Genomic DNA, 11,971 nt, shown 5'->3' with positions numbered 1-11,971 from the left:
CCAGCTACACATTGCCCCCTGACTCGTCCAGCGAGTGAATTTGATTTTGCGGCGGCCATTCTCGTTATACTGAACGTCCTCACCTCGCCCTCCCACCTTTTTCGGGCTCCACGTGCGTCATTCTTTTCACCTCGCTGCCGTCGCCGCGCTCTCGCTAGGCCATTTGATGTGTGCCAGGACTGTGGCGCAAGACATCGATTATCTAACCGAGATTAAACCCCTGTTGTCGGAGAAGTGCTACGCGTGCCATGGCGTGTTGAAACAGGAATCCGATCTGCGAGTCGAGACTCTGGCGTTGATGTTGGAAAATGACGTCGTCACTCCAGGCGATCCCGACGCCAGTCTATTGTTGCAGCGAATCACCGCTGAAGGCGACCAGCGAATGCCGCCGCCCGACGAAGGGTCCGCATTACAACCGGATCAAATCGAACTGGTTCGACGCTGGATTTTGCAAGGTGCAGTAGCCCCCGAGGAAGCCCCACCACCGGCACCTCGCGAACACTGGTCGTTTCAACCAATCGTTCGCCCCGACGTGGACGACATCGGCGGGGACACACTCGCAGAACATCCGATCGATCAACTGTTGGCCCGGCAACGCGACGCCCAAGGGATCCAACCGCTCGGTCGTGCGAGTCGGCCGATCGCACTGCGGCGTCTGTATTTGGATCTGGTCGGTTTGCCGCCCACGCGTAATCAACTGCAAGACGAACGTCCCTGGCATGAAATTGTTGACGCTCTATTGGCCAGTCCCCACCACGGTGAGCGCTGGGCACGGCACTGGATGGACGTTTGGCGTTATAGCGAAGGCTATGGACTGGGACAGCAATTGCGGTTTAGCCAACCACACATGTGGCATTGGCGTGATTGGATCATCCAATCATTGAACGATGACAAACCCTATGACCGCATGATCCAAGAGATGCTGGCGGGCGATGAACTGGCACCCGGCGATCCCCAGGCAATCTCTGCCACGGGTTTTTTAGCGCGCAACTATTACCTGTTCAATCGCACGACTTGGCTGGATTCGACGATCGAACACACCGGGAAAGCGTTCTTGGGGCTGACACTGAATTGTGCCAAATGTCACGATCACAAATATGACCCGATCACTCATCTCGATTACTACCGCTATCGCGCGATCTTTGAACCGCACCAGGTTCGATTGGATCCGGTCCCTGGCGTGATCGATTTCGAACAAGACGGCATCCCCCGCGTCTTTGACGACCACGTCGACCAACCGACCTACCTACACCGTCGCGGAGACCCCAACGATCCGGATACCGATCATCAACTGACCGCGGGTGTGCCGGAGATCTTCAGTGAATTTGAACCTCTGACGAAACCTGTTTCGCTGCCACCGAGTGCGTATGCACCTGGAACACGCGACTACTCACAACGCGATCAAATTGCGGCTGCCAAACGCAAGGTTTCCGACGCATTCAAAAATCTCCGCCAAGCCGAACAGGATCACGACCAAGCACTGCAAAACGCCAAACAACCAAGTCCCAGCTATGCAATGATCGACACGTTTGATGCGGCCAATCCCGACCGCTGGAAAATGGTCGGCGACGGCTGGCAGTACCAAGACGGCAAACTGTCCCAAACGGTTGCGACGACGGATCCACCATTCGTTCGGCTGCTTGATCCGCTACCACACGATTTCCAAGTTGAATGTTGGTACACAACCACTGGCGGTGCAAAGTATCGCTCGGTGACATTTCGTTTTGATCAGTCCGAGAACTTGGACGAGGCAAATTTTGTTTACACCAGTGCGCAGTCGCCAGGATCGAAAGTCCAGGCGGCGATCACCCGCGGTGGAAAATCGAGCTATCCGGGCGAAGGTCGCGCGGCTCAGTCGATCGAGATTGGCAATCCGATCCACCTGCGGTTTGCCCTTCGTGGCACGCTCTGCAACGTGTGGTTGAATGATGAATTCGTTCTGGCGTATCAATTTCCCGATCGCCCCATTGGAGGTTTCTCGTTTGGCGGATTTGACGCAAGTGTTGCCTTCGACAAAATCGCCATCGAATCCCTGGCCGATGATGTCGAACTCACAGCAGCCAAGAACAAGCCTGGGACAGCTGATTCCACGACCGAATCCGCCGTCAAATTGGCCCGGTTGAAACTCGATGCGGCACAGCGACGCCTGGCCGCGACAGAGTCGACGATCCGTGCCGACAACGCCCAATTCCAGTCATCGCATGGTGATGCATCTGCCATGTCACTGGCTTTCCAAGCGGCTCGATCGCAAGCCGATGCTGAAATCGCAGAGGCTAACTACCAATTGGCGGCGGCGACAAGCGACAAAGCACGGCAAACAGCCGAGCAGCAACGACAGGCGGCGACCAACCAACGCGAGCAGATCGATCCTGATCAACCCGTGTATCAATCGTTGCGAGGGGCTCAAAAAGCGTTGGAGTCGCCTGCCGACAAAGAATCGGATTACCCGCCAACCTACACACCCACCAGCACCGGGCGACGACTCGCGTTGGCACAGTGGATCACCTCCACCGAGAATCCGTTGACCGCCCGCGTCGCAGTCAACCAGGTTTGGATGCGGCATTTCGGAACACCGCTGGTCGAATCGGTCTTTGATTTTGGGCTGCGTGCGAAACAACCCCTGCAGCACGAGCTGCTGGACTTTTTGGCGGCCGAATTCATGGCTTCCGGCTGGAGCTTTAAACACTTGCACCGATTGATCGTGACCAGTGACGCCTATCGCAGAACGTCTTCACAAGCGGATGCCAATGCCGCGACGCTGGCCGCCGACCCGACCAACCAGTTTTACTGGCGCGGAAATTCACATCGAATGGAATCCCAATTGGTTCGCGACACGTTGCTGCTGCACGCCGGACAATTGGACGCAACCATCGGTGGTCCTTCGGTAGACCCGAATCAATCCTCGCGTCGGCGCAGCTTGTATCTCAAACACTCTCGCGACCAACAAGACAAGTTTCTGTCAATGTTCGACGATGCCGATATCATGCAGTGCTATCGCCGCAGTGAAAGCATCGTTCCTCAACAGGCGTTGGCGCTGTCCAACAGTGAAGTGGCGATTGAGATGTCGGACCAAATTGCACGACGAATCACACGCGAGCGTCAATCGAGTCGGTTTGAATCGTTCGTGCAGGCTTGTTTTGCGGAACTGCTCGGCCGAGACGTCACGGCAACGGAATTGGCCGAGTGCGAGCAGTTTTGGTTGACGATGAATCAACTAGACGAAGTCAAATCGCTGGTGCCCGATGCACGCGAGCATCGGATTCGATCGCGACTGGTGCAAGCGATGATCAACCACAACGACTTTGTCACCATTCGCTAGGGATCATCGAAACGGATCAGCGCGCAGCTAGACCCGCCAGGATTCAGACGGTCTGAACCCTGGCGGGATCAGCTACGGGAAACATTTCGAATGACATTGAATCTTGTGAAAGATCCCTCACAGACACCTACTGTGGCGTCACCCGGTAGGGGTTTCCGCCAAGTCGGTCGGCGATTTTCTCGATCGCTTTTTGGCTGCGGACGCTATTGCCTGCGGCATCAAGCGGAGGCGAAAAGGCAGCGATACCGTACTTGCCGGGCGCCACGGCGATGATGCCGCCGCCGACACCGCTCTTGGCCGGCAAGCCGACGTTGTACAACCAAATACCGGAATCATCGTACAGCCCGGCGGTCGCCATCACCGCCAAGACCTTTGGCACATGGTGGGCATCCAACGCCACGACGCCGGTCACCGGATTGAGACCACCGTTGGCGAGTGTGGCCGCCATCGTTGCCAAGTCTTTGGCGTTCACATTGATCGAGCACTGGCGGGTGTATACCGTGGTCACCATTTTCGGATCGTCTTTGATATGCCCATAGGCGGCCATCAATTCGGCGATCGCTTGGTTACGCTGGTTGGTGGCAGCCTCGCTTTTGAACACCGGTTCATTCACCGACAGCGTTCGACCGGCGAACAGGTTGTGACGGTTTAAGATCTTGGTCCATTTCTCATTGTCGCTGCTACCCAACACCATGCCGCTGGTGGTGATCGCGCCGGCGTTGACGAACGGGTTCTGCTGGAAACCATGATCTTGTTCAATTGCCACGATCGAGTTGAAAACTTGACCGGTTGCATCGACCCCGATGTTGTCTTCAACGATCTGTTCGCCCGATTCCTGTAGCACCTGTGCGAGCGTAAAGACTTTCGAGATCGATTCGATTGCAAACAACGCGTCACAATCGCCGATCTGAAACACTTTGCCGTCGACCGTCACCAACGCGATCCCAAATAACTTGGGATCCACCGCAGCGAGTGCGGGGATGTAGTCGGCGTTTTTGCCCTCGTCCAGTGCTGCAAACTCGGTGTGAGCCGCCTGGAGCGCAGCGGTGATGACCTGAGCGGCTTGGTCGGCCGGAGCGATGGCAGTGTTTGCCGGTGGCGCGATCACCTGCTGAGACACAGCCGGCTGTGCTGCGGCGAAACAAGAGAGCGTGACGGCCAATACGCAGCCGAATGACGAGCGTATGAACTGCAAATGATTCGTGACGGATGACATGGCGTCTGCCCGAGAGGGGGATCAAGAGGGGTGAAGCGTGATCGCCGGCCGCATCCTGTCTCGGCCGTTTAGAAACTATACTTGGCGCTGATCTGGATGCGATTGTCCTGTCCAGAATCGCCATCTTTATCGGTCCGTTGTCCCCACAAGTATTCGATTCCATACAGCAGTGAATCGGTGGGGGAATGCAACAGGTTGACCGATGCATACTGTCCGCGTTTGAAAGCGTCCGCGGTTTGCCCACCCAAATTATCGACCTCCGTCGCACTGTATCCGATGGCGCTGCTCCAGGTGTCGTTCCACTGTAAATCATAATAAACGACCATCCCACGCAGCGGTACAGTCGCCGGATCAGCAGCCATCGGAAACGATGCCGACGGTGCCAGGTCGACACCGCCATCGTTCATGTAGCTAGCGATCCCCTCGCCGGTGACGTAGGACAGGATGATTCGATCGGAATCACGAACGTTGATCGTGCTCGACAGGTTGACGCCCCAACCGGTGAACTCGGCTTCGGGGCGATTGCCCGGCGTTGGGGGCGAGCGAACAGTTTCGTAGGCGATGTTGCGCAAAATGCTGCCCACCTGAAAATGCCCCCAGTCTTGTTGATAGCGATATCGGGCACTGAAATCCGGTATTCGATTGACGCCGCGGACCTCGGCTCCCAGCCCTTGGATGACACGATCATAGGTGCCAGTGTCAATGTCTGACGATGGCTGCTCCACGGCGACTGCCAACGTGTGATCGCCACGAATTGGCGTCCAACGCAGTTGTGGGTTACGCAGAAACACCATTCCGCCGGGCCCCCAATAATCGATCACGTTGGGAAATACGTCGATGTCCATGAATAGGCTGTGCGTCTGGCCGGCCAGCCAATGCCCCCATTCGCCATAGGCATGCCGCAGCCGCATCGTCGTTTCGCCTGCGTCGGGCCCAACCCCATACATGTCAAATTCGAATACGGTGCGGACATCGCCAGCAGAGGTGGGCAGCAGTGCTTTCACACCCAAACGACTCTGGCGGACACTCAGAATGGATTGTCCATCGGCCCCGAATTCCCCCGCCTCGGTTGGAATGCGGCTCGCTCGCAGGGTCGCGGCCCAATCCGGATCAACGCGATTGAAATCCTGGATGTAATCCAGCTGGGCGAACCCATAGACGTCAAAATAGAACCGGTCCTCGGCGGCAGCGGCCGGCGATTCCAAACACGTCTCGCAATCCGCCACCCCCTCCGCGGCACGGCCGACTCCGGTCGCAGCCCATGCCGCCAGCAGGGCCAGACAAACACCTTGGATCCAGCGAAAACCTCCATTCCCGCCAAAATGCAGCGCAGTGGTGAATGACATCTCGAATCCCTCGACGATCGATCATGAAAGTCGTAGCCGTCAATCGAATTAGACCAATCCGTATGATCGTCATCGGTTAATCCATCGCATCAAACCACAAAAACCGCGATGGCGATAATCCAGGCAAATGGGCTAAGCTGGCGTGGGGGCGACTGAGTTTGTGGTTCCCCGTACCAATTGATGCTTTCAAAGGACTCCTGCGTCATGTTTCTGAACACTCGCCAGATCGCCTTTTTCAGTGCCTTGAGTTTCCTGCTCCTGCCGACGTCGCTGATCCGAGCGCAGTCGATGGACGATCAGATCGTGGCTGCATCGGCGCTGGTTTTGAACGAGGCCATGACGACGCGTCTAAACCATATTCCCCAGGCGATGCTGAAAGACTGTCATGGCGTGGCCATCATCCCCAATGTGATCAAGGGCAGCTTTATTGTTGGCGCGCGACACGGCCGCGGATTGTTGTTCGTACGTGAGTCCGATGGTGTTTGGCATGCACCGGTGTTCATCACGTTAACCGGGGGCAACGTCGGTTGGCAGGTCGGCGTGCAGTCGTCTGACATCGTCTTGGTGTTCAAAACAGAAAAGAGTATTCAAGGCATCTTGTCTGGCAAGTTGACGGTGGGTGCGGACGCAGCCGCTGCCGCCGGGCCGGTCGGCCGCGAAACGTCGGTGGCGACCGATGGACAACTCCAAGCAGAAATCTATTCCTATTCTCGCAGCCGTGGCTTATTTGCCGGCGTGTCGATCGATGGATCAGTCCTGCAAATCGACCGTTTGGCAACCGGAACCTACTATGGCAATCCGGTCCCTGGTCAACCGGTCGTGATTCCACCCGCGGCCGAGCAACTGACGCATACGATCGCAGGCTATGCCGGTGCATTGCCGTTGCCCAATGGAACGGCACCGAGCACGCTTGCTCCCTCATCCACACCCGCACTGCAACCGATGCCACCGCTGACCGGAGCCCCGGACCTGGTGCAACAGCACAGCGCCACCGAAACGGCTGTCCTACAAAGCCAGCTCGTGCAATTGGCGCCACGGTTGTACGGAATGCTCGACGAAAATTGGAAACAATACCTGGCCCTGCCGTCGTCGCTGTTTTTAAACGGCACGCCGACAAGCGCCGCCGAAATGCAAACGACACTGGATCATTTCAATGTCGCCGCGAGTGACCCGAGATTCCAATCACTGGCCGGACGCCCCGAATTTCAATCCGTTTACGGTTTGCTAAAACACTACCAGCAATCACTCAGCAGCACCTCGGGCGCGCTACAACTGCCGCCGCCACCGACCCAGTGAGACAGCGCTGGGCTGGATCGAGCATCCGGGCGATCGCCGACTGCAACGCCGACCGCAGCAGGGGCATCTGGATACCCTGTATTCGTACCAATGGCATTGATTTAGGATATCGGTTTAAGATTGACTGAGGTCGACTCGTTATTGGGTAGGTCGTCTACCGGCTCCGAAAATTCACGCCCATGGACATTCCCACAATTCCGCCTGGCAGGCACCACAGCATTGCAGTGGAAACCGCAACGCCTGGGATCGTTGTCCGCCAGGTTGAAACGAAGCGCGATCGGGATCAATTCATCCAGTTGGCATGGTCGCTGTATCAAGACGATCCGAATTGGGTACCGCCGCTAATTGCCGAAATGCGAACGCGACTGACGCCCGGCAAGAACCCCTACTTTGAACATGCCGAGGCGGCGTTGTTTGTCGCCGAGCGTGACGGCAAGATAGTCGGTCGAATATCGGCCCAGGTTTGCCAATTGGCCCAACAGCACCAAGGGCCGGGCACCGGTCACTTCGGTTTTTTTGAAGCAGAAAATTCGCAGCCCACCGCCGACGCGTTGTTCTCCGCTGCAGAACAATGGTTATTGCAGCGCGACATGAAAACGATGGTCGGGCCCTTCAATCTTTCAATCAATGAAGAGGCCGGAATGTTGGTCGCGGGATTCCACAGCCCGCCCTACATTTTCATGGGGCATCATCTGCCCTACTACGACAGTTTGGTCGCTGGCGCCGGACTGCAAAAACAGATTGATCTATTGGCCTACGAGTTGGACATCGTCAAAGCCCACTCGCCGCGTTTTGATCGCCTCCTGCGGGCAACAGCACGTGGCACCAACATCACCATGCGGACCGTCGACAAGAAACGTTTGCACACCGAACTGGCAATGGTGTTGGACGTGTTCAACGAGGCCTGGTCGGACAACTGGGGGCATATCCCGATGACCGATGCCGAGGTCAATGAATTGGCGATGCTGCTGCGACGTGTGTTTGACACCGACGCTGTGATTCTGGCGGAAATCGATGGGGAACTGGCCGGGTTCATCGTCGCGATCCCCAATCTGAACGAACTGACCGCTGACCTGGACGGCAAACTCTTTCCGCTGAATTGGCTGCGACTGTTGTATCGGTTGAAATTCGGCAGTTGTCGCAGTGTCCGCGTACCTTTAATGGGCATTCGAAAACAGTATCAAAGCACGCGCACAGGTGCCGCATTGGCGCTTTCATTGATCGAGCGTTGCCGCCAATCCAATGTAAAAAAAGGTGTTCGGTTTAGCGAACTGTCGTGGATCTTGGAATCGAACACCGCGATGCGCGGCATTCTTGATGCGATGGAGTCACCGATCACCAAAACCTATCGAATGTATTCCAAACCGCTCTCGCCGGATCACGGCTGATTCACCGCAGCCCTCATTTCTCCGCCGGGGCGCGATCCTGTTTTTTGAATCGGTTCTTAATCAGGCTGACCATTCGCCAGCCCGTCAGCATGCCCAGCACGTAGGTCCCCAAAATCACGGCGATCTTCGAAACACTGGTCGACCAGCCGAGAAAGGAAAACTCGACCGGTTCCAGATTCTGTAATGCAAAGACGGCGATGATCGCTAACACAAAAAATGCCAAACCGCCGGTGATCTTGTGCCACATGTTATTTCCTACTTTTTCGTTTCAAATGGGTGGTGCGACGGATGTCATGGCTCAATTGTTTCCGCTAACGACGCCGCATTCGGCTGGAAAACTCGGCTATTCTGCTGATGATCCGATTTCAGCGCCGCTATCCTACCGGACAGTGTTCTGGAGTCCGACCGTGGGGAATGGAGTTCATTGGGCAGCGCCACCGCGAATCAGCGGATTTGTGTTTGAATAGAGTCGTTCGCCGCCGTCCAATTGTGTCTGCTTCATCGGACACGTGCGGGACAGGGATCCAGAATCATGGCAAAGGTTCTGCCATCTTTATACCCCTGTGCTGTATCGCTGGCTTCACAAATCTCCGCGACAGCCCGCCGATGCCAACGAAGTGATCCAAGACGTTTTCGTAGCGATTGCTCAAGCGGCCGGTGATTGTGATCGGAGAGAACGGCGGGTTCTCGTCGGCTGCTGTACAATTCGTTTCGGTCTGCTGCGGTTGCAGACACCCAACGACAAATCCCCGCTTTAGGAAACGTTCCATGGACATCACCGATATTTTGGGAAGCTTGCTAGGTAGTCAAACCCGTCGCGGCGGAAAGGGAGGCGACGCGTTAAACGATATCTTCAAGCGTCGCTCTAGCCCGGCCAAACCCTCCGGTTCGACCTCCACCGCCCCGACCGACATCGACCGCCAAGCCAAGGAATTGGAAGACATCCTGAATGTCGCCAAAGATCGGAATTCCGGATCCCCGGCCCCGACAACAACGTCAACACGCAGCCCGTCGGCGCCTGCATCCCGTTCCAGCCAATCCGGTGCCGGGCAATCCAGTGTCGATCAAGAGCGGGCCACAATCTTGGTCCGCGCGATGGTCAATGCCGCCAAGGCCGACGGACAAATCGATCAAACCGAGCAACAAAACATTATCAAGCAATTGCACAACCCTTCGCGTGAGGCGTTGCAATTTTTGCAAGACGAATTTGATCGCCCGCTGGATGTGCGCGGGTTTGCGATGTCGGTGCCGGTCGGGATGGAACAACAGGTTTACACGATGTCGCTCATTGCGATCAATTTGGACACCGGTGCGGAAGCCAAGTATCTGAAAGAACTCGGTGACACGTTGCGTCTGTCACAGGAAGTTCGCGAACAAATTCACCAACGGATGGGAGCCCCCAGCGTTTACTAGGCGCTCCCGGCCGAGTGTTCTGTTTGTCTTGCTGAATTGCTATCGAGTCTCCCACTTTCCTTTCCATGAGTCCGGAACCATGACTTCTCTACTGAATCGGAATTCTTGTGCACTGACCCTGTTCGTCATGACGCTGTCCTTCACAGCTACAGCAACCTATCCATCGGCGTGGGGACAAGACACGCCAAGCGTGCAGTCGACCGATTTGATTGTGGACGGCAACGTCGAAAATGTATTTCAGTCCGGTGATGAATCTCTGGTTCAAATCCTTGTGCAGCGCTCCGAAGTGCCGCGTTTAGACGCGCTCACCGACGCGACCTATCCCGCACCCGGACAATTTGTGTACGCCCACGCCGGCGACGCCCGATCAGGTCTCAGCCGACTCGGCCGCAATCGCGCCTTGCCAAAACCAAACGCACGCATTCGCGCGTACCTGTCGGTCGGACGATCTGGCCAGTGGCAAGCCAGCGGCGACGATTGGTACCAAGAAAACCCCAGTGACGAAATCCAGGCCGCTGGCGGTTCGCCTCAACCCGGGGCAGCAGGGATTGGAATCACGGCACAACGCGTCAACATCGGGCGACAAACGGCATTGAAGGTCACTGGAGTGACCCCCGGCAGTCCGGCGGCCAACGCGGGAATCGAAACGGGTGACATCTTGGTCGAAGCCAATCGGGTCGCATTGGAAAGCGAAAGCCAATTGGCCACCGCCTATCGCGACAGCCGAGGCGAATTTTCGCTGACCGTGCGCGACGTGCGAACCGGACGTGACGTGTTGGTCCAGGTCGCTGCCGGTTCGCCTGGAACCGCACCCAGCAATCGTGAGATGCAACCGCTGGGGGCGACCACCGAGCTGGCATTTTACGATGGCCAAGCGGTCGTGAAAGTGACCGAGGTCACACCCAACAGCCCCGCCGCCCGCAGCGGACTGAAAGCGGGATTATTGATCTTGAAAGCCAATGGAACACTCATTGAAAGCCCCAAAGACCTGACCGCCGCAGAACAGGCATCGCGTGGCCGGATGGAGTTGGTGGTGGTTGACCCCAAAGAGAAACGCGAACGAACGGTCCGCGTTTCTCTTTAGAACGCACAAGTACCGATCAGCCCGCTTCGCCTTGATCTTCCAAGCGAACCATCAGCCAGGTTTCAGAATCGTCGGCACCGAAGTGAACCATCGCGTTCGCTTCGTCTTCGGTTAGATTGGAGATCCCGGCCTCCATCATCACGTCTTCGTTCTTGCCGTCGGCAAATTTCCATACCGCTCGTTGGCTTTTCTTATCCACGCTGCCTTCGACCGGTCGATCGATGTCCGCGGTGTCATTGTAGAAGGTGCCTGCAATGATTCCGTCTCTGGTCACGGCCAACTGAAGCATCATCCCGGAATCCGCACCACCCTCTTGCGCAATCGCAAACACACCCAACGGCATCCAATCCTCTTCTTTCGGGGCTGCATCCTCGGGAATGCTTGACGCGATCGTTTCCGCTTGCTCGTAATACTCCGAGGCCGACGCGTATTGTTGGTTGTTGATGTAAACGTTGTTGTCGCGGTAAACGACGTTGGTGCCGTAATTGTAAGGATACGGTTTGGACCAATTCCAGCTGGCGAACCAAGCGCCGCAGGTAGCCCAAGTCGCAGTTTGCCAATACCAACTGCTGGGGCGCGAACTCCAACCAGCATGCCATCCCCAGCCTGGGCCGTTATGGTACGCGCCGTGACGATCCCAATAGTTGCGGTCAAAGGGCCGCTGGTTAACGTTGTTGTACTTGTTGCGAATCGAGTTGATGTTCTGTTCGCGATTGACACCGACTTTGTTGCCAACATTGATATCGCCGGTATTGATATCGATGTTGTTCCTTTGATCTCGGTCGATCAAACTGGTTCGATCACCATCATCGCCGGGCAGACGATCGCGAATGGGCCCCTTGTCACCGCCATCACCGGGCAGGCGATCGCGAATGGGACCCTTGTCACCGCCATCACCGGGCAGACGAT

General features: G+C 56.5%; 9 protein-coding genes and 1 pseudogene. 6 read left to right on the top strand and 4 right to left on the bottom strand.

What is annotated here, in order from left to right:
- Positions 1 to 112 precede the first annotated feature (112 nt).
- Complete coding sequence (locus tag NHH03_RS22140; protein WP_253159759.1) at positions 113 to 3,319, top strand: PSD1 and planctomycete cytochrome C domain-containing protein; 3,207 nt, start codon at positions 113 to 115, stop codon at positions 3,317 to 3,319.
- A 127-nt stretch (positions 3,320 to 3,446) separates the two neighbouring features.
- Here NHH03_RS22140 and glsA read toward each other — a convergent pair whose 3' ends face one another.
- On the bottom strand, positions 3,447 to 4,535 hold the full coding sequence (gene glsA, locus NHH03_RS22135; protein WP_253159757.1) for a glutaminase A: 1,089 nt from the start codon (positions 4,533 to 4,535) through the stop codon (positions 3,447 to 3,449).
- Positions 4,536 to 4,603: 68 nt separating this feature from the next.
- Complete coding sequence (locus NHH03_RS22130) at positions 4,604 to 5,881, bottom strand: DcaP family trimeric outer membrane transporter (RefSeq protein WP_253159755.1); 1,278 nt, start codon at positions 5,879 to 5,881, stop codon at positions 4,604 to 4,606.
- A 204-nt stretch (positions 5,882 to 6,085) separates the two neighbouring features.
- Between NHH03_RS22130 and NHH03_RS22125 the strand changes: the two genes are divergently transcribed.
- Positions 6,086 to 7,177 (top strand): lipid-binding SYLF domain-containing protein, encoded by a 1,092-nt coding sequence (locus NHH03_RS22125; protein WP_253159753.1) that lies wholly within the window; start codon positions 6,086 to 6,088, stop codon positions 7,175 to 7,177.
- Between the two features lie 179 nt (positions 7,178 to 7,356).
- The gene (locus NHH03_RS22120) at positions 7,357 to 8,565 is read left to right on the top strand and encodes a hypothetical protein (RefSeq protein WP_253159751.1); all 1,209 of its coding nucleotides are present in this window, start codon (positions 7,357 to 7,359) and stop codon (positions 8,563 to 8,565) included.
- A gap of 13 nt (positions 8,566 to 8,578) precedes the next feature.
- Here NHH03_RS22120 and NHH03_RS22115 read toward each other — a convergent pair whose 3' ends face one another.
- Positions 8,579 to 8,812, bottom strand: coding sequence for a hypothetical protein (locus NHH03_RS22115; protein WP_253159749.1), 234 nt, complete (start codon positions 8,810 to 8,812; stop codon positions 8,579 to 8,581).
- Between NHH03_RS22115 and NHH03_RS22110 the strand changes: the two genes are divergently transcribed.
- The 3 genes from NHH03_RS22110 to NHH03_RS22100 all read left to right on the top strand — a co-directional run bounded on the left by NHH03_RS22110 (position 8,811) and on the right by NHH03_RS22100 (position 11,062).
- Positions 8,811 to 9,032 carry a hypothetical protein gene (locus NHH03_RS22110; RefSeq protein WP_253159747.1) on the top strand — a complete coding sequence of 74 codons (222 nt, stop codon included), beginning with the start codon at positions 8,811 to 8,813 and terminating at the stop codon, positions 9,030 to 9,032. The genes NHH03_RS22115 and NHH03_RS22110 overlap by 2 nt on opposite strands.
- Before the next feature lie 301 nt (positions 9,033 to 9,333).
- Positions 9,334 to 9,978, top strand: a complete 645-nt coding sequence (locus NHH03_RS22105; protein WP_253159745.1) for a tellurite resistance TerB family protein — start codon at positions 9,334 to 9,336, stop codon at positions 9,976 to 9,978.
- 79 nt (positions 9,979 to 10,057) lie between these two features.
- The gene (locus NHH03_RS22100; RefSeq protein ID WP_253159743.1) at positions 10,058 to 11,062 is read left to right on the top strand and encodes a PDZ domain-containing protein; all 1,005 of its coding nucleotides are present in this window, start codon (positions 10,058 to 10,060) and stop codon (positions 11,060 to 11,062) included.
- Between the two features lie 16 nt (positions 11,063 to 11,078).
- On the opposite strand, the pseudogene NHH03_RS22095 reads toward NHH03_RS22100, so the two are convergent.
- Positions 11,079 to 11,971: pseudogene (locus NHH03_RS22095) on the bottom strand (hypothetical protein); the annotation flags it as partial.

The sequence above is a fragment of the Stieleria tagensis genome, from assembly GCF_024129865.1.
Taxonomy (GTDB): Bacteria; Planctomycetota; Planctomycetia; order Pirellulales; family Pirellulaceae; genus Stieleria; species Stieleria tagensis.
The sequence above is the reverse complement of the archived record's forward strand: the minus strand, read 5'-3'. Positions and strand labels throughout refer to the sequence as shown.